A 24381-nucleotide genomic window follows, 5' to 3' on the forward strand; every position below is an offset into this window, starting at 1 on the left:
ATCTGCAGACCAGCGAGGATGGCGTGAACTGGACAAAGGTTGATTCTGTGACCGGCAATAAAGCGGATGTGACAGACAGAAGGCTGCTTTATGACCATCAGGCGCGCTATGTAAAATTAAATATTACAAAAGCTTCCCAAGAAGATGACCAGACTGCAAGAGCAAGAATCAGCCAGTTTGAAATCTATATGGATGACAACTACGGTACCAGTTATGCCACTTTGGATGCAGGGGCACAGGCCAAGGTTTCCAGCATTATGAATGAAGCGCGAACCGGTGATAATATGATTAATAATAACTGGTATACGGAAGGAAACGGCGGAAATGACTATTGCGGATGGGTCAGCAACACAAATGTAAAGCCCCACTGGGCACAGATTGATCTTGGGACGGAACGGTCTATAGATGAAATTGGGATTTTACATATGGGAATGCAGGCACATATGGATGATCTGTACGCAACGGGAAATAAAAATGCTCCGGGATATCAAAAGTTTACTACAAATAATTATAAGGTCTCCGTTAGTGTAGACGGAACAAACTGGGATGTACTGGACGATATTACAGGAAATAAGGCAAGTATTTACGACAATAAACTGAGCAAGCCTATATCGGCAAGGTATCTCAGGGTGGATATCGGGAAATCAGAGCAAAGTGCAAATGACCGGGCGCGGATTCTTAAAGTATTTGCCTTTAATAATGATGAAAATCCGCTATATTCCATGCCATTAGAGTTTACACCTGTGGAACCGGAGCCGGATGACAACAAAGAGGTAATTGCTCCGGAAGAGGCACAGTACAACGTGGCATATAAAGCAGAAGTCAGCGTTAGTTCTGAGAGCGAAGGATATGAAGGGAAAAACGCGGTAGGCGGTGTGTACCAGTACACAGATGATTCGAAAGAAAAAGCGTTTGAAGGCTGGGTATCCATGCCCGGGCAGGAGCAGTATCTCCAGCTGAGTTTCCCGGAAATGATCCAGTTTAGCCGCTGGCATGTGAAACATAACAATGCAACTACCGGAAAAGGTGCTGTCTATAACACCAGGGATTTCAAACTGGAAATCAGCAGAGACGGTGAAAAATGGGTAACAGTTGACCAGGTAGTGGATAACCAGGAAGATGTCACAGACAGGCAGATGCTTTATCCGGTAAGCGCGAAGTATGTGAGATTACATATTACAAAAGCATCCGGAGAAGACGGCGGGGAAGCAAGAGCACGCATCAGCCAGTTTGAACTTTATCAGGATGATGACTTTGCAAACAGCCTTACAATGGCGGACAAGGGAGCTTCTGTTACCACCTCCTCCGATCCTTACACAACTCAGGAAACCCTGATCTCAGATAATTTTGTAAAACTGGATAAAAACGGAATCAACGACTATAACGGCTGGATCAGCGTTCATGCACAAATGCCTCAATGGGCAAAAGTGGATCTGGGTGAGGTGAAGTCTTTTGATGAAGTAGGAATATTATTTGCAGGAGCAGAAGCCCTGGTTCAGGATCTTGCAGCAGGGGGAGCTGTAAATGCGGATAACAGCAAGTATACGGATGCGGAAGGAAATATCGGATATCGCAGATTCCGGGCTAAGCAGTTTAACGTAGAGCTCAGTAAGGACGGCGAATCCTGGGATGAAATTGGTAATTATACCGATAACCGGGCAGGCGAAGTAACGATTCAATTACCGGAACTTGCAGAAGCCCGTTATATCAGAGTAAATGTTAGCCAGGGGCAGCAGACTCCGGCATCGGATCAGAGAGCCAGAATCGGTAAGATTTATGCATTTAACAATCAGGAGACACCGAAAGTCGTAATGCCGGTAGAAGAATATCCTGTATATCAGGAGCAGGCCACGGCAGCAGGGCAGGCGGAATCTGTAAGATATGCAGAAGAGGAATATGTATCTGCTGAGGCAGCTGCATTTGTACCAGAAGAGGCAGTGGTACAAAAGGAGGAGCCAGTGGCTGCCCAGACAAGAGAAGCTACTCCTTTCCGGGAAGAGATGGACATTGCAAAAGCAGAAGTACGTACCGTAATGGACATGGGAAATGTTCCCGTGGATATGACAAACTGGCTTATGGCAGATAAGAATATAATGGTTACCCAGATTACTTCAAAGGGCGACCAGGCACAGACTGTAGATGTCCGCCCATGGGGGAAAAACACCCTGGCTAAGACAACGACAGATGCCAATGTATTAAGTAAACCGCAGACCATTGCCCAGTCCGGAGTCAGCAATGATACAGTATGGGCAACCAGAAAATCAAACGTAGAAGATGAAATAAAGAAAACCAGCGATGGAAGCCAGACGGTAAAGGCTGCGGATTGGATGAGCGAGTTTGCCATTGCATCCAAAGTACTGGGAACAGATAACCTGAAATATTCTTCTCAGGACAATGAAGGAATTATCCGCATTGAAATCCCGGCAGGAGAGACGGTAACCGTTGTTACAGCCATAGACTGTGCAGAAAATCAGGCAGTCGATGCAGCGGATGGTGCAGAAGGGCTGGCAGTTAAGAATGTACTGGAACTCCTGGATGAAGTAAAGAGTACAGATGATGTGGATAACCTGCATGAAAAACATCTCAATTGGTGGAAAGATTATTATCAGCTGTCCTATGCAGACTTTCATGACACGGAATTAAACAGGCTGTATTATGGTTCACAATACATTTTTGCTTGCTGTACCAGAGAAGGTTCCCAGGCACCGGGCTTATATGGAGTATGGACAACCAGGGACAATTCAGGATGGCAGGGAGACTACCATTTAAATTATAATTTCCAGTCCCCGTATTACGGCTCATATTCCAGCAACAGGTTGAAAGAATTTTCACAGCCAATGTTTGATGTGTTTATTGAATACATGGATACCGGAATAGAACGTGCAGCCAATCCGGAACATTTAAAATCCATCAGCAGCTGGTATTATGGAACCAGAGAGGAAGACTTTAAAAACGGATTTGAGGATGCTTTACTGCTTCCTGTAGGATTAAAGCCATTCAAAGTATCATCGGATGATGCTTCTTATTTGAACCAGACGATTAATGCTCTGTTCTGTGCATCTCAGATTTGTGCATATTACAACTATACACTGGATAAGGAATGGCTGATGAAAAAGCAGGAATCTGCATCAGGAAATTTGTATTCCCCATATGATTTTCTTGTAAAGACAGCTAATTTCTATGAACAGTGGGTAGAAAAACGGAGTGCCAGAGTCGATGATGAATTTGTAAAGGACAATCCGTGCTCCGATGCAGGAGGACAGTCACAGACTACAAAATATACTAAAAACTATGAGAAATATCCGGAATATGACGGTACAGGCGAATATACTTATGTACTATTTGACGGTTCCCACGAAGGCTCTTTTGAATTCAACCCCAATGTGACCATAGGCAATTTACAGAACCTGTTGGATACGCTGGTTGGAATCGGCAGTGAAGCAGCACCGTCACAAGAAAAGTTTGGAGTATGGCAGGATATTTCCACCCACCTGCCCGGAATGGAAGTCAGCATATATGAATATCAGGGATTTAATGCGAATTCCCAGAAAAACTCTAATTATTTGGGAAAAGAAATATTTGGACTTTCAGAAGACCGTAAGATCCGTCCGATATCTGCAACCGTTAATCTGGAAGGAATACAACCAGGGGATCAGCTGGGATTTGATTCCGATCCCTACTTACTGGAAGTAGCGCGCAATACCGTAAATGTATGCGGAAACGACGGTGCTGCCTACGGAAGCGCCGGCTGGAATATGGTAAATAACACGCCAAAGATCTTCACCCATGCAGCCAGGGTACAATATGATGCTGCAACACTGGTCAGCAAGATCAAACAGTATGTAGTTAAGAAAATGGCAGGTAATTATTACGTTGATGACAACACCCACGGCTGGGAAAAAGTAGGGGTTATGGAAGCTCTGAATGATATGATGGTCTATTCCGATAATGGATACATCAAGACATTCCCAACCTGGACAGGCAATAACGCAGAATTTCAGGATATCCGCGTAAAAGGAGCATTTCTGGTATCTGCAGAGATGAAAGAAGGAACGGTTCCGTCCATTCATATTACAAGTGAAAAGGGAACGGATGCAAAAGTTGTTATTCCATGGGACGGAGCATTTGTGACCAGGGAAGACGGAAGCCTGGTATCCACAGCTTACGGGGAAACAGAAAATTCCAAAGAGAAAACAATTGAATTTAGCACAGAGCCGGGGACTTCTTATATTATCCACGAATTGGGCAATAACGAAGAGCTGTTGGATATCCTGGAGAAAATGCTGGCGGATGCAGAGTCAGCAAAAGCATCGGCAGAAGCCGCACAGCAGAAAGCTGAGGAAGAAAAGATCGCAGCAGAAGCGGCAAAGAAGGCGGCAGAAGAAGCTAAGGCTGCGGCAGAAGCAGCACAAAATGCAGCAGATCAGGATGCAGAAGCAGCAAAAGAAGCACTGGCGAAGGCTGAGGCTGCCAGAGCAGAAGCAGTGAAAGCCCAGCAAAAAGCAGAAGAGGCGAAGAAAGCCGCAGAAGCAGCGAAAACAGCAGCCCAGGAGGCGCAGTCTAAGACTGAAGCCACCAAAGAAGAAATTGTCCGATTGAAAGCAGCAGCAGAGGAAGCTCAAAAGCAGGCAGAGGCTGAAAAACAGGCAGCCGAAGAAGCGAGAAAACAGGCTGAGGCCGAAAAGCAGGCGGCAGAAGAGGCAAAGAAACAGGCAGAAGCCGAAAAACAGGCGGCTGAAACAGCCAGACAAAAAGCTGAAGAAGAGCGAAAAGTAGCAGAAGAAGCAAAGAAATCGGCTCAGGAAGCCCAGGCGAAAGCTGAAGAAGCTAAAAAAGCAGCAGAAGAAGTACAAAAGAAAGTAGAAGCAGCAAGAGATGCGGCACAAGAGGCGCAGAGAAAAGCAGAAGAAGCGCAGAAAGCCGCACAAAAGGGAAGTACAGACACCGTTACAAGCCTGAAGAAAGGCAAGGTATACCAGAGCGGTTCCCTGAAGTATAAAATAACAAAGCTTACATCCGGATCGAAAACCGTGTCAGTAACAGGAACCACAAATAAAAACATAAAGAAACTGACCATTCCTTCTACGGTTACCATTCAGAAAGTGAAGTTTAAGGTTACGGAAATTGGAAGCAAGGCATTTAAGAACCGGAGAACTCTGGAGAAAGTAACCATTGGTTCTAATGTGAAGAAGATTGGTTCCCAGGCATTCTATGGTACAAAAGGACTGAAGAATATTACCATTAAATCCAAGGGGTTAAATTCAGTTGGCAAGAATGCATGGAAAGGAATTTCAACAAAAGCGGTAATCTCTGTTCCAAAGTCTAAAGTAAATACTTATACAAAGTTATTTAGTAGAAAAGGACAGGCGAGGACCGTAAAAATAACAAAATAAGACAGGTAAAGGCTGTCCCGCAGGGCTGAGTGATCAGTTTTGTGGGGCAGTTTTTTTGATTTGATATTCAACAGTTGTAACATTTACCAGGATATTATATGATAACAATAAAAGTACATATTTCGATCAGGGAGGATTGCCCTATGAAAAAGAAAAGATCTAAAAGTATCGCATTCAGCATTTCCATTTTTTTTATTTCCCTAAATGTGGTCAGTTTCCTGCTGTTCTTTTATCTGATCAACTCCCAGTATTTCAAAATAGCAAAGTCTAATATTTTGGAAAATAATCGAATTGCAGCGGAAAATATTAATAAAAATTTTGATGATGTCCGGTTTTATTTAAATGATCTTACGTTAAAAATGTATTCGGATGCAAACCTGAATGATATTTGCAGCCGGATATTCAGAGGAGAATTTGAAAATAATGCCCAGCGTCAATCCCTGGCTTTTGAGGCTGAGAGCCTGTGTTATGATTATCTGCTGTCTTATAATTTTATACATTCGGTAGGTATTTTTCTGGAGGATTCAGCAAAGACAGATATCTATTTGATCAAGAATTACAGCAGTACGACCTATCAGGTACACCGGGCTTACCGGGAACAGGCGCAGGAACAGGTAATCAGAAATAAAGGAGCAATTAAATGCTATGATGTGGGAAAGGAACACAGCATTATATTTGCAAGAACGATTAAGGATTTTAAAAATGTTCTGAAAGATGATCAGATTACAGGGACGGTTATGGTCATGATCCGTGGGCAGTATATCCGGGATATTTTGAAAAATGCAGTTACGACACCGGGGAGTTATGCTATGTTAGTAAATGGGGACGGTGAGGTGACTTATGCTACCCGGGATGATCTTAACGGTCAATTATTATCGGAAGTGGTAAAAGAAGATTCAGATGGCGGTACATCACCACAAATGCTGGAGCGTGAGATTGAATCTCTGGAGCAGAGGCTGGTGATTGTGACACCGGTTCAGGATATCAGCCTTTCTATCAGCTCTTTTAAGAATACATTGATTGAGTTTCTTATTATTTTAGTTATATTAAATTTGATATTAGTGCTTTTGATTTCGAAAAAGTTAACAAAGCCTATGCATAACTTTGTGGATCAGATTCAGGATATTGGAATAACTGACATTGCCAGAAAAGTAGATGCCAGCGGATACAGTGAGATTGAAAATATTGCGGAAGATTTTAATCATATGCTCACGCGGATACAGAACCTGGTCAATGAGAATTATGTCATAAGCCTGAATGAAAAAAACGCCAGGATAGAGGCGCTGCAATCCCAGATTAATCCACATTTTATATTTAATACATTGGATACTATTAACTGGAAGGTGATGTTCCTGGATATGCCGGAGGTTACAAATATGATTACCTGCCTGGGCGACATGCTGAGATATACGACTTATCAGTATGGGAAATATGTAACAGCAAGTCAGGAAATTCTGCAGATTAAGAATTATCTGTATATTCAGGAGATTCGTTATGACCACTCTTTTGAAGCTTTTTATGATGTAGAGGAAGAAGTATTAAAGCAGGTTATACCATGCCTGATTATTCAGCCGCTAGTTGAAAATGCAGTCGTACATGGTTTAAAGGATAAGAAAGACGGTGTACTGGTTATAAAACTTCGTATTGAGGAAAACATGCTGAAAATTATGGTATTTGATAACGGAAATGGTATGGAACAGCAGAAAATAAGGGAGGTATATCAGAGTACGGAAGGAACAATAAAGGAGAGCATAGGGCTCTCTAATGTTAACAAAAGAATCTGTCTGACTTACTCTGTGGAAAAAGGCCTGGAAATAAAAAGCCGTGTGGGACATTATACAAGAATTGAGATTTTAATACCAATTGCGGAGGGAAAAAAATGATCATGGTTATTGTAGTAGATGACGAGAAAGTCATACGGGAAGGAATCGGGAGATTTGTAAAAGAAACAGAAGGATTTGAACTGCTGCAGACTTGTGAAAATGGAGTCTCGGCTTACGATGCCATCCGGGAAAAAAAGCCGGATCTGGTAATTTGTGATATTATGATGCCAAAATGGGATGGCATTCAGCTGATTGGTGCTTGCAGGGAGCAGGATATTACCTGTGAATTTGTTCTGCTCAGCGGATACAGTGAATTTGAATATGCCAGAGCGGCGATACGTTATCAGGTTCTGGACTATATCAATAAGCCGATCAATCCGGCTCTGCTTAAGAAAATGCTAGAAGATGCACAACGGGTGATCGGGAATAAAAATAAGATCAGGAAAAAATTACAGTCCACGATTTATGATAAGGTGCTGGAAGAGGAAGTTATGTCTGCAGATGAAGAACATATAGAGCAATTGCAGCAGCAGATGCCCCACAGGGTTCTGGCAGTGAACGGATATGACGGCGGGAAAAATGGATGGGATACGGAAAAGGTCAGAATATACTGTGATGAAATTCTGCAAAAGCAGACATATGAGCAATACATTGTTTACAACAAGAACGGGCTGATCATTATTATCCTAGTAGGGGTAGATACCCGGGAACATGCAATTGAAAAGATCTGGATGGAACTGCTGGCATATGCAAAAGGGCAGGGGGGAAACGCTGCTATGGGAATCGGGGATACCGTATCAGGAATGAGGGAAATACCCACGTCATACAGGAAGGCGAAAGCAGCATTATATGAGGCCCAGTGCAGAGAGGACCGCTGCTGCTTGTTTGAGCGCCTCCCATATACATATAAAAGTCCCGGCAGCATTTATGCCAGGGATATCTCAGTGGTAGAAAGTGCACTTCATCTTCAAAACAGGGAACAGGTACTGGAAGTAGTACAGGAGACTGCAGATCGTTATAAGATATCGCTGCCGCCTTATGTCATTTATTCGTTTATACAAAAATGTGCAAAGGAAATATGGAATCTGTGCGAAGAAAATACGGTTTTACCGACGGAATTTGAACAAAAGGATATTTTCTCTAAGTTAACGGCAGCACCGGACACAGAACGGCTGATGGAACGATTTTATTCATTTGCAGTGCCTGCATGCAAGGCATTAGAACAGATTCAGGGGAAGCATTATGGCGGAACAATCGATGAGGTAATCAATTATATTCATTTAAACTATACCCAGGATATCTCTACCCAGAAAATCTGCAGTGTTTTCTATTTTAACCAGAGCTATTTTTCGGCTTTGTTTAAGTCGAAGACGGGCAGCAATTACAATGATTATGTAACAAATTTAAGAATTGCCAAGGCGAAAGAGCTGTTGAAGTCCGGAAATTATAAAATCAGCGAGATATCGGCGATGATCGGATATAACTCTTCCAGATACTTTTCAAAAGTATTTCGGGCACGTACAGGGGAATTGCCACAGGAATACAAGAACCATTTTCTGAACAAATAATAGAAAATATAATAGAAGATATAAGAAAAGTGTACCATTTCCTAGAAATTGGTACATTGTTTTTTTTACGGATAAAATCTATATTAGTTATATCAAACAAGTGAAGGAGAGGGTACTATGAAGAAGAGGTTTATCAGCGTTTTATTAACATTGGCACTGGCAGCAAGTCTGACAGCATGCGGCGGTACAGGTAACAGCGGGGCAGGAGAAACAAAAGGAAGTGCGGGAACGAGTTCTGAAAGCACAGAGAAGATGACAGATACAAAGGATTCACAGGGAGCAGAATCGTCATCTGTACAGGAAAGCGAAGCGCCGGAGAAAGGAAGCGATCAGCCATTTGCGGGAGAAACGGTTACGGTATATACGCGAAATGTAGATATGGAAGGATGGCAGCCCTTTGTTGATCTGGTAAAAGAGAAAACAGGCATAATCGTTGAGGGAGTGGTTGCACCGACTAATTATCCGGATGTTGTAACGAAACTGAGTTCGATACTGACTGCCGGAGATGATTCTTTTGATATTGTGCATGTGGACGAGTTATTAGGCGTTACATACAGTACAGCAGGTTATCTGGAACCTATTAATGAAATTATTGAGGCTGAAAAAGAAAATTATCCGGCAGATGTCCTGGAACGGATCTGTAAGAGTGCAGATGGAAATTATTATTTGCTGCCCCAGGAATTGAATGCCATGTATCTGTTTATTAACAAAGAGGTATTTGACAAGTCGGGCGCAAAGATTCCCACGAATACAGATGAATTTCTGGAAGCGGCAAAGGCTATGACGAATGAGGAGGCTTATGGATATGGCGCAGCCTGGTCAAAGGGAGGACAGTTATATAATGATTTAATCCGATGGATGTATTGTTTTGAGGGTGATATATATGATTGGACAAAACCGGAGTCAAAAGAAGCACTGCAGTTTATGTATGATATGCTTTATAAAGATAAAGTGGTATCGGAAGCAGCACTTGGTGACAGCTATGATGCCATGAACCAGAAGATTATCGACAACAAATACGGAATGGTGTTCCAGTGGGCTTACCTGGCAGATGTCTGTGGAGATAAATGGGGGGATAACATACAGATTGAACCCATGCCGGTATTTAAAACAAACCATACTATCGTAGCAGGTTGGCATATGGCAATTAATAAGAATTCTAAAAAAGTGGATGCAGCAAAAGAAGTGCTTAAGGTATGGGCCAGTGAAGAAGGACAGATGTGCAATCTTCAGATGGAAGGTTCTTCTCATGCTAAGGTAATGGCAAAACCGGAGGCTAAGGAAGTAAACCGGGCAGGCCAGGCGCTGGAAGAATATTCGGCAGCAGGTTCGTTAGTTCCAAGACCGATGCCGGCAACGGTAAATGAGCTTATGGAGGTTGCGGAGACCTATGCACAGTCCTATCTTACCAATCAAATGTCTTTGGACGAATGTGTAGAAAAAGCTACTGCAGAGATTCAGGCTCTGGTTGAAGAATAAAAGTAACTGCACTTTATCAGTCCGTTACAGTATTTTACAGGCCGTAAGAATAAAAGGGGGAACACTGCGGGGTTCCCTCTTAGCAACTGCGGCAGGCAGATAGAAAAAGAGGGGAAGGTTGCGGGATGAAAAAAATGTCAATGGGAAAAAAGAGAGTGCTGGTAGCCTGGGCACTGGTACTGCCGGCGCTGCTCGTAAGGGGCGCCACCATTATTTATCCGATGATTACGACAGCGTGGTACAGTCTTTTAAATTATAAAATGATCACACAGACAAAGAAATTTGTAGGATTTCAAAATTATGCAAAGCTGTTGAAAGATCCCGGTGTGCAGGAATCTATTCGGTTTACTCTGATCTTTACTATTATTTCCGTTATATTAATTATGACGTTGGGCATAATGCTGGCTTTAGTTTTAAACGTAAAATTCAAAGGGAAAAAATTTTTGCGTTCCATAGTTCTGATACCATGGGCGATGCCTACGATCGTCATTGGTATAGCAGCACAATGGGCGTTTAACGATACTTATGGATTTGTAAATGACCTGTTCTCAAGGCTCAGCCAATCTAATTTTAATTTTGCATGGCTGGTTAATCCTGCAGGTGCCCAGGCGGCGGTTATCATCGTAGATGTCTGGAAAAATGTGCCGTTCTTTGCGATTATGGTGTTGGCGGCATTGCAAAGTGTTTCACTGGAATTGTATGAATCGGCAGCCATGGATGGTGCAGGTGCCGTTAAACGTTTTTTTGCAATTACCATGCCGCATATTAAGCGGGTTCTGATTACCATGGGATTATTTTTTACTCTTTGGCGGCTGACAAGCTTTGATCTGGTCTATGCCATGACCCAGGGAGGACCGGGGGCTAAGACCTCTTTAATTAGTTACAAGATAACGACAGAAGCCTTTAAAAACCTGAACTATGGATATGCATCAGCCATATCAATGATGTTGTTCCTGATCATGGTAATTGTTGCAGGCGGCGGTATGCGTCTGCAGAAAAAGATTGACTACTAGGGGGTGGGAAAATGAAAAAGTCAAAAGGTTATCGGATTTTTATCTGGATTACAACTATTATACTGGCTCTGATCATCTTATTTCCGGTATTCTGGATATTTACATCTTCCATTACGGAAAAAGAATTGCTGTTCACTACACCGGTCACCTATTTTCCTGAGAATCCTACACTTCAGAACTATTTTACGCTGTTTAAAGAGGTGGATGTCAGCGGGCTAGCGTTCAATACATTGATTGTAGCCGTATTTGCCATTATCGCAACAATTGTAATCAGCATACTGGCTGCGTATTCCTTTGCCAGATTTACATTCCGGGGATCAGGTGCGGCCTATTCAATGTTGGTTTTTTCTGCAATGCTGCCGGTTATTATGACCTTAATTCCCATGTTTCAGACATATAAGACTCTGCATCTCCACGATACCCACCTGGGTCTGATCCTATTATATGTCAGCGGGTTTATACCATTTACCACGATGTCTTTTGTGACCTTCATACAGCAGATACCCTATTCGTTAGAAGAAGCGGCTGCAGTTGACGGGGCAAACGTCTGCACCAAGATATTCAAGGTGCTGTTTCCACTTATGAAGCCGGCAATTGCCACCATGGCAATTATTAACTTTATTAATACCATGAATGAGTTTATGATACCGCTGGTTTTTACCAACAGGAAAGCCACACCGCTGAGTGTGGGGCTGACCTTGATCCCAAGAATAAACCAGTATAACGTACCATGGGAGAAAATCAGTGCACTGGCAACTATTATGATGATCCCCATTGTATTATTTGTTATATTGTTTGAAAAAAATATTATAGACGGTCTGACTGCGGGCAGTGTAAAGCAATAGCATATAGTGGGCGTAATGTCCGAAAAATGTAGCAAAGGCAGTAATTAAATGAGATAAAAGTCAGGAGGATGGTATCATGAATGGAAGAGAGCGGGTATTGGCGGTGGTGAACAGAAAGGTTCCGGATAAAATTCCAAAGGATTTAAGTTGGGGATTGTGTCCGGCGCTGGAAGCAGAATTCCGTAAAAGAACGGGATGTGATGATTATTTTGAATACTTTGGCTTGGATATCCGGTTTTTGGATTTTGCACCAACCGAAGTAAAAAGGGATTTCTCGGAATATTATGCGGGCAGAGACCAGGAACCAGGATTTTCTGTCAATGAATGGGGCGTGGGAAGCGGAAAATCCAAGGATGCGAATTTACATTTTGAACATATTATCTCCCCTTTTAAGGCAGGCATGACAGAGCGGCAGGCAGAAGAATTTCCGTTGCCGGACTTTTTAGAGCCAAGGAGAAGTGCACATTTTAAGTCTTATGTGGATAAGTGCCATGAAAAAGGGCTTGCAGTGTGCGGAAGCCTGACCCAGACAATTTTTGAAAAAACCTGGGCTATCCGGGGATTTGAAGAAACTATGATGGACATGTTAACAGAGCCGGAGGCGATTACGATATTAATGGAGCGCATCACCCGGATGCGTATGGAGCAGGTAGTACTTATGCTAAAGGGCGGAATAGATGTGCTTATGCTGGGGGATGATGTGGGGATGCAGACAGGAATGCTGATTGGAGTGGATACCTGGCGGGAGTTCCTTAAGCCCAGACTGGCACGGATTATTGCGAGAGCAAGGGAGATAACCCCTGATATACCGGTCTTTTACCATTCCTGCGGTAATCCGTGCCAGATTATTCCGGAATTAATTGAGATAGGGGTCAACATTTTAAATCCGATCCAGCCTGAATGCATGGATTTGCAGAAAATAAAGGATACCTATGGAGATAAGCTGGCGTTTTGGGGAGGGGTTAGTGCCCAGACCAACCTTTCTTTTGGTACGCCGGAGCAGGTGAAGAAAGAGGTTAAACGTTGTATTGAAATCCTTGGAAAAGACGGTGGATATCTCATTGGACCCAATCATATGGTGGAGCCGGAAGTGAGCTGGGAGAATCTGATTGCTTTCTTCGAGGCAGTGGAAGAATATGGGGCTTATTAGGGGAGATATCATAAAAGGGGGCTTAAAATGATTCACATTGATAACTTTGAAAAGATCAAAAAACGCTATGATGCCTATTGGGCAAAGGAAAATCATGACAGGCCGCTAATGGACATACGGGCGCCGCAGTATGATTACCGATCTGTATTTTCAGAAAAAAGAGAAAATCTGTATGATCAGTGGATGGATACTGAATATGTGGTAAGAAAAGAGCGGGCACTTCAGGAATCCTTATATTTTGCAGGAGAAGCATATCCATTGGTATGTCCGAACCTGGGACCTGATGTATTTGGCGCATACTTTGGATGCGGCATTACTTTTGGGGAAGATACCAGCTGGGCATCCAGCCATGTTGAAAAACTGGAGGACATTGATGTAAGCTGCATAAAGGAAGACAATATCTGGTTTCGTAAGACTGTAGAACTGACGAAAGCGATGCTGGATGACAGCCGTGGAGATTATCTGGTTGGAATTACAGATATCCATCCGGGATTGGATGGGCTGGTATCATTACGGGGACCACAGGAATTGTGCTTTGACATATTTGAAGAGCCGGAGCTGGTACAGAAATTGAATTTTGAAATGTGTATGCGGTTTAAGGAGGTATATAACAGGCTGAATGATATTCTGCAAGAAAAGCAGCAGGGGAATTCCAACTGGATGGGAATTTACCATCAGCAGGGCTGGTATGTGACATCCTGTGATTTTGGAGGAATGATTTCTGAAGAAATGTATCAGCAATTCGTGATTCCTGAGTTAAAAGAAGAAATCGGGTTCCTGAAACATACTATTTTCCACCTGGATGGACCCGGCGCATTACGGCAGCTGGACAGCCTGCTGGAGCTGGAGGGGCTGGATGGCATTCAATGGGTATACGGAGCTGGTCAGCCTACGGCTGCTTACTGGATTGAAACACTGAAAAAGATACAGGATGCGGGGAAGATGATCCACATCGATATTGTTAAGGAAGATCTGCCGGTACTGTTGGAGCAGTTAAGGCCAGAGGGTGTATTATACCGCATGAACTGCAGTACTCCTGAGGAAGCGGATTATCTGATAAAGACAGCCGGGGAGTACAGAGGCAAAAAAGTATTTTAATGGAGAAATCATAAAAATCCACTTGCTTTTATGCGCTGCTTTGGTACAATAAGAATAACAAAGAGGGAAACACAAATAGCTGTTTTCCCGGATAATGAGTCTGTAAAACAGACGATGACAATGGGGGATTTTACATGAGAGATCTGGAAGAAGTATTAAGCAAATGCAAGGAAGCGGGGGTACACGAGGCAGCGGTGGTACCTGTGGAGAAGATTGTATTTTCGGATGAAGTGAGAGAAATGTGCGCAGTCAACCAGTGCGGGCAGTATGGGAAGACCTGGGCATGTCCTCCGGGGGTGGGAACAGTGGAGGAATGCAGGGAACGGGCTATGAAATACAAAAACGTGGTAGTTTTTTCTACGGTTTCAAATCTGGAAGATTCCTTTGACTGGGATGGGATGATGGATGCGAAAAAAAGGCATGAAGAGGTGAGTAAAAAGGTAAGGGAAATCTTCCTGGAAGACAGGGATGATATCCTGATGCTGTCATCGGAAGGGTGCCAGAATTGCAAATCCTGTACCTACCCGGATGCACCGTGCCGATTCCCGGATCAGATGTTTCCCTCAGTGGAAAGCTTTGGAATCTATGTGAATAAAGAAGCCTCTGCGGCAGGGATCCATTACATAAACGGCGCAAATACAGTGACTTATTTCAGTAATATATTTTTTTAAATCAAGAAAATGCCTGAGAAGATGAATCAGGAGATTATATAAGCCCCCGGAGTATTGGATAAATCGGATACTTCGGGGGCTTATAATAATATGGCACTGCAGATAAATGAGTGCCTCATTAATCATTCATTTTAAGCAATTGGTGTTGCTTCTTCCAATCCTTTCTGAAGCCGTGTAAGTTCACGCATTTCCCGGATCAGGAAGTAAATGCAGACAACCGCTGCAGCCGCATCTGCTATGGGGCCGGCATACATTACGCCGTCGATTCCCAGGAAGATAGGAAAAATGACAAAAAGCGGAAGCAGGAAAATAATCTGTCTGGTAAGGGACATGAATACACCCAGTACGGATTTCCCAATGGAGGTAAAGAAATTGGAAGTAACCGGCTGTATGCCATTTATAAAAGTCAAAAACAAAAAGATTCTGAAATACCGTTCCGCGAATTTAAAATAGGTCTCGCTTCCGTTTCCAAAGATGGAAATAATCTGCCGTGGGAAAAACTGAAAGCAGAGGAATGCCAGAATAGAAATTAGCGTTGCACTGAAAACTGCCAGTTTATAAGTCTCTTTGACGCGTCCGTATTCTTTTGCTCCGTAGTTGAATCCTACAATGGGCTGGGTTCCCTGAGAGATACCGATGACAAGCGCCATAAAAATCATATTTACTTTTATGATAATACCTGCGCAGGCAAGGGGAATTTCGCTTCCATATATAGATCTTGCACCATAATAGGAGAGCACGTTGTTCATGACAATCTGAGTTACGGTCATGGCATTTTGATTAAAACAGGCGCTGGCTCCAAGGGCAAAAATATTTCTGCAGTATTTATACTTTAGCTGAAAGCTTTTGCGTGTCAGTGTAATATGATGAAAATGGAATGCATATTTTACGCTGATGCAAAAGGAAATGATCTGTCCGATTATGGTTGCAAGAGCTGCGCCAGCCATACCCATATCGAATACAAAGATAAAGATAGGATCCAGGATGGTATTGATAACGGCGCCAACCAGCATGGAGGTCATGGAATATTTAGGACTGCCGTCCGCCAGGATCAGTTTACTGATTGCAGTGTTGATAATCAGAAATGGAAATCCAATGGAGGTAATCCGGGTATAGGTCTGGGCATAAGGAAGAACATCATCCGTGGCACCAAAGAATTTCAGCATGGGAGTCAGGAAGATTGTTACAATCACAAATAGTACGATTCCACATACTGCCATCATGGTGATTGCATTTCCAGCGGACTTTGCCGCATCATCCTTCCTGCCGGCACCCAGTTCCAGTGAAAAATTGGAGGCGCCGCCGATACCTAGCAGCAGAGCAATTGCAGTGCAGGTAGTGGACAATGGAAAAGCAATGTTTGTTGCGGCGTTTCCTAAAACGCCCACACCCTGCCCGATAAATATCTGATCCACTATGTTATAAAGTGCGGTAACCAGCATGGAAATGATACAGGGAATGGCATATCCGGTCAAGAGCCTGGATACTTTACGATATCCCAGGGGATTATTTGCTTCTTGTGAAACTGGCTTCATTTTGGTTCCTCCTTTTTCTTTTGTTTTATCATAATATCTCTGAATAGCTGTGATTAACACAATTTCTCCATAGTATTCCCGGACTTTTACCGTTGGATACCATATAAAAGGCTGGAATTAGCGGGATGTGAGATTAAGTGTTTAAACCGAATAGGTTATATGATAAAAATTGCGCGCGCAAATAACCATTTGCGTGCGCAATTAGTATAGAACTTATTTTAGAAAAAGTCAAGATGATACTTTTGGCGTTCCGACAAAATATTCCTTTATTTTTTTACGGTTGATGTCTTTTCCAATTATATTCAGCAATGCATCGCGGGGACGGCAGGAAGTGACGAGTAATTCGTTTGCGGAACAATTCACTTCGTAACAATTGCCGTCCAGAGTGGGAATATAGCCTTTTATGCGGAGTATATAGCCACAGCGCCCACTTATAATCTGTTTCAATGCATGAAGGAGGTCTGCCTCATTCTGACAGAAATCGGCAAGGGTAGTGCTGGAATAGAGGCGGCTGTGGTCAAAGCGTTTCTCTTCGTGCCAGTGAGCCTGACAGCCGACGTTTCGAAAACTTTCAAAATCATCATCCGTAAAATCAGACCAGTTTTTGATACAGACGTCCGTTCCAAATATCCGGTCACTTTTGTAATGCTTCATGAGATCATTTAAATCTGCAATAGAAGATAAGATCTCTTCGGGAGTTACATTCCCCGTTTTACTTAAAATTACCTTTCCGGTATTCAACAGCTGGGAATACATAATATACATTGCTTCCTCCGACAGGTCAGTCAGAGGATGCGGATCAGCAATGGTCAGAATGCTTCCCACTTTGCAGCAGGACCGGACGGCAGGGCTGTTCACAATATCAAAAAATTCGTCCATATTATATATGCCAGAGGGTTCCACAATAATATGGGAGCAGCCTTGATGGGACAGTTCCAGTAGCATATCATGAAAATTGACTTTCTGGGAACAGCAGATACAGCCACCTGTAAGCTGATTGATTTTTAAACCCCGGCCCTGGAGAAAAGCGGTATCTACCCCGGCAGCACCAAATTCGTTTTCTATAATTGTCACAGATTCCCCGATGCGGATCAGGTAATCGGCATAGTATTTAATAAATGTAGTTTTACCCGCGCCTAAAAATCCGGTGATCAGATCAATAACGGCCATAAGTTTTTGCAATATCTACCATGCGCCTTGCCCGGTCAAATGAGGCATTTGCGGGGTATTCACAGCCGGTGGCCAACATAAAGCCGCCGCCTTTTGCCATGGCATCAATGTTGTTTTTACATTCCAGATCCCACTCCTCGTCGGTTCCGATAACCGCACTTGCAGGAGTAACGCAGCCGATCAGGGTAACCTTATCACCGTATTTAGCTTTGCATTCCTGAAAATCTGCACAGTCATCCGGCGGATAAAGAAAGGAGATTGCCGTGGGATTCATTGTTTCTATCTGAGCGTCAAAATATATTTTCTGTCCGCAGTTGTGAATCATTACCAGACATTCTCTGGCATGAACCACATCAGCCAGTTCTTTTACAAGATCCCCTTCCATTTCCATCCACATGGTTTTACTCATAATTGCCCCGGATGAGAACAGCGTGTCGAACATAATACCGTTGACTCCGGTGTCCATGAGTGCGTTGCAGTAATCCTTCAGGGTTTCGTTTACTTCCCTCGCAGCATCATGTACGGCATCCGGATCGTCATAGAGATCCATATACATATCCTGCTGGTTACGGAGCATGGAAAGCGTTCCCAGTGGACCGAAGACAAAAGCGACCACCGGGTATTCGCCGTTAGCAGCTTCTACCAGTTTCTTACAGGTATCAATGTGCATCATCATACGTTTTGATGTACGGTAATCCACTTTTTTTATCTTGGCATAGTCCTCGATTTCCTGAACGACACAGTTGTTGTAATTAGGATGTGCCGCTTCGTCCTCCGGATAGACCAGTTCCTGTCCCCATGCATCACATTCAATGGAGAGGTCAATGAGTGTTACGATACAATCCAGGTCAAATTCTTCCTTTGCTTTTAACAATGCTTCCGCACAGATATCAGCATCGTTGGACCAGTCCTTATAAGATGCACCGATCAGCCTTCTGGAAGCTCCGCTGATGATGGGATAAACCGGTACCCGGTCTGGTTCTTTGTGCTGCAATGCAGTGACTACACGTTCCATAGAATTCATAATAAATACCCCGCTTTCTATTTGTTCCGGTTCAGGTGCTCTATCCAGCTGTGATTACGCTGGTAACAGTACTCGCCGTTTCATTTTCATGAGCAAAGTATAGAATATTTCAAAACAAAATTTTAGAAAAAAACATAGAAAATTTGTAAAAAATATGGAATTCATACTGAAATGATAATATACTATAAAGGGTATAACTTTGGATTATCGAAAAAAATTACTAAATACAATCATTGAAAGGTTATAGGGAAATAATTCTGCCTATGGCATGGCCCACAATCATTTCACCCAGGAATAAGTTGTTTTCCCCAATTGCAGCCTCAGAAATGCTGCTTTCGTAAGATGTTGTGATTTCTCCTACAGCCCCTCTCTGGTAAGCTTCTGACCTGGCGCCATCCAGTGCTTCTTCAATGGCTGTTTCCCTGGCGGCATCGTAATCTTTAAAGCTCAGGCATCCGCTTCGCGTGAAGACCTGGTAACCGGTCAAATCGGATGAGTCGTAAAGTGGTTTGATCTCTACATCGTAAGATGCAGATACATTACCTACCACGGCACCCAGTGCATTTGCTACGGCTGCATTTCTGGGAATGACGGCTTTTGTGCCCAGCAGTTTTGCCACGTCCTCTAAGAAGATGTGGATCGGGGCACCAACGCCAATCAGCGTAGCATGGGTCTGAAACTGTGTGGAAAAGAAACTGGACGTTTCATGGGTTACGGCATCTTCGTAGCTTTCTTCAATCAGGCTGTTCAGCATATCCGGGTTCAGGTGTTTATGCTTTGTGGAATTATGGTCGCTTAGCAGGATGCGTACAAGGTTGCAGTAAAGTTTCTTTTTTACCAGATGGTAGACTTTATCGGTCAGACGGTCCGCTGTAATCTCCACGGAGCGGGCTATGAACTCTGCGCCCAGCACGGAAGCCTTCCGGTCAAAGGGCGTGTAGTCCTTTCGGATATGCATAATATCAGTTGGCGTAAGACCGGAACGCATGACAATTCCTTCCTGTTCCAGCCGTTTCATACTGAAGTTATAAGTATCCTTATGAATGGCTGCGGCCGCTTTTGTAAAAATCAGGGGACCATCTGACAGAGCAGAGCAAAAGTCCAGTTCTACCTGTGTGTAGCTGCTTTTGTTCCTGGGTTCTTTCATTAATACAAAGAACTCGTGGAGGAAATGGCTGTGGGGCTTGCCCGTCTGATTTAATTCTTCCAGCTGTGCCAGCACGCCGGGGAACTGGGAAGAAAGGGTACAAAGGGGGATAACCCGTTCCGTATCCAGATAGAGCCTGCCGTTTTCATAGCGGATGGCACTGTCGCCGCCCAGACCGAAAGTATCTACATACAGGCCCTTCACAAAGGTTTTATAGATCCCGATCTGGATTCCTTCCCGGACGGTAACGGGGGTATGGTTTTTCACAATGGCGATATCAGAAGTCGTACCGCCCATATCCACGATCAGGGCATTTTCTTCATCTGCGAGTTCCACGCCGCCCATTACGCTGGCAGCCGGACCGCATAACAGCGTTTCCACCGGCCTTGTGGAGGCAAATCCCTGGGACATGAGGGAACCGTCGCTTCTAACAATTACGATTGGAAGAGACAGTCCCAGGTTTTCAAGTGAAACTTTGATTGCCTTGAAAAATTCCTTCATTACCGGCATCAGGCGGGCGTTTAAAAGGGCACTGGCACCCCGGCGCAGGACGTTAAGGTCATGGAACAGTTCGTAACCTGTAATACATGGGACATCCAGTTCCTCCGTAATAATCTGAAGAGCCGTTTTTTCATAAGCAGCACCGTTGTCTTTGGGATGAATCTGTACCACGGCTATGCTGTCACAATCGGTAAAACAGGTGCGGACATCCTGGCGGAATTTGATCCAGTCCGGCTTTATCTCAGGGCGCAGTGCATCAGCCGGATCACCATCCATAAAATATATTTCCCGGGAGGGAGGCAGCCCGTAAGAGAGATAAGTCTCATCTACCGTTCCGGGATTCACCCCGATAAATACCAGCTTAGCCCGTCCGCCTTTGCCTTCCACGCAGGCATTTGTGGCAAGGGTTGTAGACAGTGCCATAAACGATGCAGACTGAAGAGCTGTCTGTGATAACTTTTCCAGTACATTTGTAATGCCTGTTTCCAGGCGGCTTTTTGTCGTCAGGGATTTTGCGCTTTCTAATATCTGTTTGTTCTCCAAATCATAGATGACAGCATCTGTATAAGTGCCCCCTGTGTCAATGCCAATTCCAATCATGATAATCTCCTCCATTCATGAGCGTGTTTAAAATTCATTCCTGTATCAGTAAGCAGGGTTAAGTTTGTCAGGATGTATGAACCTGATCCTAAACGGAATCTGCTGTTTCTACATATATTATAGCGTTTCCGGCAGCAGGGATATTTTCATAATTTTGGATTTTTAGTAAAATTTCTATGAATCTAAAAAATTTCCCAATAATCCAGGTTTTTTACTTTTTTAATCCGGACAGTGAGTTTATAATAAATACAGAAAGGGCAGGATAGCAGGATGCGTGCTATATGCAAAGGGTAAAGTATATGGGAAATTACAGTGAATTAGATATTTATTATGATAAGATGACTGAGAAACTAATTACATATTATGAATCAGATGAAAACAAGACAATCTGGGAGCTGGCGGAAGAACTGATGGATCTTGATGGACTTCCCATGCACTGCCCGCCCCACCACTATCTCATGCCAGGGGTGCTTTTAACCGCCTGCCATAAGGAAGAAGGGGATGAGACAGAGATTCTTAAAGAGGATTTAAGGGAAGCGCTGTCCAGAGCTAAAAATGTACTTGGCGGGTTTTGCGGACTCTATGGCTCCTGCGGTGCTGCAGTGGGAGTGGGAATCTTCCTGAGCATTTATACCCAGACAACACCACTGTCTAAGGGAACCTGGGCATGGACCAACCATGGAGTAGGCAAGGCTCTTCTTGCTATCTCCGGTGTGGACGGACCCAGATGCTGCAAGCGGAATACTTACCTTGCTTTAGAAAGTGCGGCGGAAAGTATCCGGGAGTACCTTGGGATTGAACTTGAAAAGCCGGAAAAGGTTACCTGCAAATACTATAAAAACAATAAAGAGTGTAAGGGAAAAGCCTGTCCATATTTTGAGTAGGCATTCCAGCAATCTGCACACCCCGCTTCGCGGTATATTAGCACCAAATTCAGGTTACATAGCCCGCTGTGTGCTCTTCATTTGGTACTTATCTCTAACAAAGTGTGGCGCAGTTGTTATCAATCAATTTTAATACACGTTCCAGGAGGATATTATGTCAAGAATTGAAATAACCGTACCGAAAAAGGCAATGCCAAAAAAGGATCCGGTGCACCCATGTCCGTGTCAGGACCGCCCGGTGAACCTGACTTTTAAAACGGGTACGCTGACCTGGCTGAAAGAGGTAGGGGAAGCAGTTGAAGAAGGGGAGACTGTATGCGAGGGAGAAGTAGAAAAAAAGGCGTTGGAATTTACGGCACCCTGCAGCGGTATCCTGTGTGAGATTTGTATCGAAGATGAAGAAGAGTTTGCATACCAGGAGATACTGGGTTACATCGAGGATGGAAAGGAGCAGGAATGAAAAAAGAGATTGATTTATATCTGATATCAGGATTTCTGGGGGCGGGCAAGACAACCTTTTTGCAGAAACTCCTGCAGGCATTGCCGGATAAGAAGATTGGAGTCATTATTAATGAATTTGGCAGCCTTGGAATTGATGGCATGCTGGTAGAAAAAGAGGGCATTCAATTAGTAGAGATCAACAACGGCTCTATTTTCTGTGCCTGCTTAAAAGGGGGATTTGTAAAGACGCTCATTGGGTTTTCTAAGGAAGAAATTGATATCCTGCTCATTGAGAATTCAGGAATGGCGGATCCTTCTAATATGCATTTACTGTTGCAGGAGATGGAAAGTATGGTGAGCCGTTCCAATGAAGATTCTAAATTCCGCCCCTATCAGTACCGTGGAGCAGTGTGCATTACGGACAGTGTTACGTTTCTTAGGCATGTGCAGGTATTGGCACCGGTGCAGAACCAGATTGCAACCAGTAATTTTATTGTGATTAATAAAGTGGACCTGGTGAACCAGGTGACCATTGAAAAAATAAAAGAAAAAATCCATGAATTAAATCCGGAAGCATACTTGTATGAAACGATGTTTGCACAGGTCCCGCTGGGGTTACTGGATGAAAAACTGATTGATAACGGATATGTGGGTGAGACCAGTAATCAGCCATGGAACCGGCCGGCTACTTACTCCCTGGAATGCGGGACACAAGTAAATAAGACAGCTTTAGAGCAGTTCGTGAAGAAAATGCAGCCCCTGGCATTGCGGATAAAAGGAATTGCAGATACGCAGGAGGGATGGATCCAGGTAGATTCCGTAGGGGATTATCTGGACATAAAACCTTTTAAAGCCGGTAAAAGGGATGTGATCACGCATACAAAACTGGTAGTCATCGGCAATGGACCGGAGGAATTTGAAGAGAGACTGGAAGATACCTGGAAATTAACCTGTATGGAAGCGTGTGAGATATATGAATAATGATACCAGGCAGTTAGGAAATGGGATGTTGTATGTGGAAAGTCCATTTACGGACCCCTATAAAAATCTGGCGTTGGAAGAGTATTTGTTTTATCAAAACTTAGCAGGGGATCCGGATGCTGACATTCTGATGTTATGGCAGAATGAAAACAGTATCATCATTGGCAAGCATCAGAATACTCTGGAAGAAATAAATGAAGAAGCAGTAGAGAAGCACGGCACAAAAGTAGTGCGCAGAAATACCGGAGGCGGAGCCGTCTTCCACGATCTGGGGAATCTGAACTTTTCATTCATTACCACTGCGAATGAGGAAGTGGATATATCCTATGAGAGATTTCTGAACCCAGTCATTCATGCACTACAGGCATTGGGAATTCCGGCTGTGAAAAGCGGCAGAAACGATATTACCGCAGATGGGAAAAAGATATCCGGCAATGCCCAGGCTCAGCATCGAAACCGGATACTTCATCATGGTACGCTTTTATTTGATGCAGATCTTGCCATGGCAGGGGAACTCTTAAAGGTCAGTCAGGACAAGTTATCTTCAAAAGGTGTGAAGTCGGTGAGAAGCAGGATTGGAAATATAAGGGACTACCTGAATGATCCAAGGATGAGTGTACTGGAATTTCGGGATTACCTGCGCACATATTTTGAAAAGGAAGCAGGAGGGATCACAAGGGTAACAATTACACCGGAGATCATTGCCGCTGCGGAAGAACTGGCACTTCATAAATATGTCTCCAGGGATTGGAATTACGGCAGGTCCCCTATGTTTAACCACAGAAAAGAAAAGCGGTTTACAAATGGAAAAGTGACGGTGGAGATGCTGATAAAGAAGGGCAGGATTACCGAATGTAAAATCAGCGGTGATTTCCTTGCACTCTGTCCGGCCTCTGATCTTGAAGATCAGCTAAGGGGTTTGGAATACAGACGGGAGGCGGTGGAAGGAATTTTGGACCACACACCTCTTGTAAAGTATTTTGGCAATATTACAAAAGAAGAACTGATGGAGTGTTTTTACTAAAATAATTACCAAATTACTATGATTATTTCAAAAA

The 24381-nt window shown here is 43.6% G+C and carries 18 protein-coding genes; 14 read left to right on the forward strand and 4 right to left on the reverse strand.

The window, feature by feature from the left end:
* Nucleotides 1-23 precede the first annotated feature (23 nt).
* From RHS_RS31335 to RHS_RS18435, 9 genes are all read left to right on the forward strand, one after another.
* Nucleotides 24-5393: a discoidin domain-containing protein gene (locus RHS_RS31335; RefSeq protein WP_395022911.1), complete on the forward strand. Its 5370-nt coding sequence runs from the start codon at nt 24-26 to the stop codon at nt 5391-5393.
* A gap of 143 nt (nt 5394-5536) precedes the next feature.
* Nucleotides 5537-7276: a histidine kinase gene (locus RHS_RS18400; RefSeq protein ID WP_047834003.1), complete on the forward strand. Its 1740-nt coding sequence runs from the start codon at nt 5537-5539 to the stop codon at nt 7274-7276.
* Nucleotides 7273-8784, forward strand: coding sequence for a response regulator (locus tag RHS_RS18405; RefSeq protein ID WP_047834004.1), 1512 nt, complete (start codon nt 7273-7275; stop codon nt 8782-8784). Before RHS_RS18400 ends, RHS_RS18405 begins: the two co-directional genes overlap by 4 nt.
* A 117-nt stretch (nt 8785-8901) precedes the next feature.
* Nucleotides 8902-10263, forward strand: a complete 1362-nt coding sequence (locus RHS_RS18410; protein ID WP_047834005.1) for an extracellular solute-binding protein — start codon at nt 8902-8904, stop codon at nt 10261-10263.
* Between the two features lie 125 nt (nt 10264-10388).
* Nucleotides 10389-11276 (forward strand): carbohydrate ABC transporter permease, encoded by an 888-nt coding sequence (locus RHS_RS18415; RefSeq protein ID WP_330572548.1) that lies wholly within the window; start codon nt 10389-10391, stop codon nt 11274-11276.
* Nucleotides 11277-11287: 11 nt separating this feature from the next.
* Nucleotides 11288-12121, forward strand: a complete 834-nt coding sequence (locus RHS_RS18420; protein WP_047834006.1) for a carbohydrate ABC transporter permease — start codon at nt 11288-11290, stop codon at nt 12119-12121.
* A 76-nt stretch (nt 12122-12197) separates the two neighbouring features.
* Nucleotides 12198-13271: a uroporphyrinogen decarboxylase family protein gene (locus tag RHS_RS18425; RefSeq protein WP_047834007.1), complete on the forward strand. Its 1074-nt coding sequence runs from the start codon at nt 12198-12200 to the stop codon at nt 13269-13271.
* Nucleotides 13272-13298: 27 nt separating this feature from the next.
* On the forward strand, nt 13299-14369 hold the full coding sequence (locus RHS_RS18430) for a hypothetical protein (RefSeq protein ID WP_047834008.1): 1071 nt from the start codon (nt 13299-13301) through the stop codon (nt 14367-14369).
* Between the two features lie 134 nt (nt 14370-14503).
* Entirely contained in the window at nt 14504-15040 is a 537-nt protein-coding gene (locus tag RHS_RS18435; RefSeq protein ID WP_027293354.1) for a DUF2284 domain-containing protein, read from the forward strand.
* Between the two features lie 131 nt (nt 15041-15171).
* Here the strand turns inward: RHS_RS18435 and RHS_RS18440 are convergent, their stop codons facing one another.
* From RHS_RS18440 to RHS_RS18455, 4 genes are all read right to left on the reverse strand, one after another.
* Nucleotides 15172-16575, reverse strand: coding sequence for an MATE family efflux transporter (locus RHS_RS18440; protein WP_047834018.1), 1404 nt, complete (start codon nt 16573-16575; stop codon nt 15172-15174).
* Between the two features lie 228 nt (nt 16576-16803).
* On the reverse strand, nt 16804-17757 hold the full coding sequence (locus tag RHS_RS18445; RefSeq protein WP_395022916.1) for a GTP-binding protein: 954 nt from the start codon (nt 17755-17757) through the stop codon (nt 16804-16806).
* Nucleotides 17732-18769, reverse strand: a complete 1038-nt coding sequence (locus RHS_RS18450) for a uroporphyrinogen decarboxylase family protein (RefSeq protein ID WP_047834010.1) — start codon at nt 18767-18769, stop codon at nt 17732-17734. Before RHS_RS18450 ends, RHS_RS18445 begins: the two co-directional genes overlap by 26 nt.
* Before the next feature lie 241 nt (nt 18770-19010).
* Nucleotides 19011-21017 carry a hydantoinase/oxoprolinase family protein gene (locus RHS_RS18455; protein ID WP_395018956.1) on the reverse strand — a complete coding sequence of 669 codons (2007 nt, stop codon included), beginning with the start codon at nt 21015-21017 and terminating at the stop codon, nt 19011-19013.
* 281 nt (nt 21018-21298) lie between these two features.
* Here RHS_RS18455 and RHS_RS18460 point away from each other — a divergent pair, with 281 nt between their 5' ends.
* From RHS_RS18460 to RHS_RS18475, 5 genes are read left to right on the forward strand one after another with little or no spacing between them, the layout of a single operon-like run.
* On the forward strand, nt 21299-21901 hold the full coding sequence (locus tag RHS_RS18460; protein ID WP_052377740.1) for a DUF5714 domain-containing protein: 603 nt from the start codon (nt 21299-21301) through the stop codon (nt 21899-21901).
* Nucleotides 21894-22034: a DUF6783 domain-containing protein gene (locus RHS_RS31340; protein WP_395022920.1), complete on the forward strand. Its 141-nt coding sequence runs from the start codon at nt 21894-21896 to the stop codon at nt 22032-22034. The genes RHS_RS18460 and RHS_RS31340 overlap by 8 nt, the downstream gene beginning before the upstream one ends.
* A gap of 21 nt (nt 22035-22055) precedes the next feature.
* A complete protein-coding gene (locus tag RHS_RS18465) occupies nt 22056-22361 on the forward strand; it encodes a biotin/lipoyl-containing protein (protein WP_395018959.1) in 306 nt (101 codons plus the stop codon).
* The gene (locus tag RHS_RS18470; protein WP_395022922.1) at nt 22358-23323 is read left to right on the forward strand and encodes a CobW family GTP-binding protein; all 966 of its coding nucleotides are present in this window, start codon (nt 22358-22360) and stop codon (nt 23321-23323) included. The genes RHS_RS18465 and RHS_RS18470 overlap by 4 nt, the downstream gene beginning before the upstream one ends.
* Nucleotides 23316-24347, forward strand: coding sequence for a lipoate--protein ligase (locus RHS_RS18475; protein WP_395022924.1), 1032 nt, complete (start codon nt 23316-23318; stop codon nt 24345-24347). Before RHS_RS18470 ends, RHS_RS18475 begins: the two co-directional genes overlap by 8 nt.
* The last annotated feature ends 34 nt before the right edge of the window (nt 24348-24381 follow it).

It is taken from the genome of Robinsoniella sp. RHS (assembly GCF_001029355.1).
Taxonomy (GTDB): Bacteria; Bacillota; Clostridia; order Lachnospirales; family Lachnospiraceae; genus Robinsoniella; species Robinsoniella peoriensis.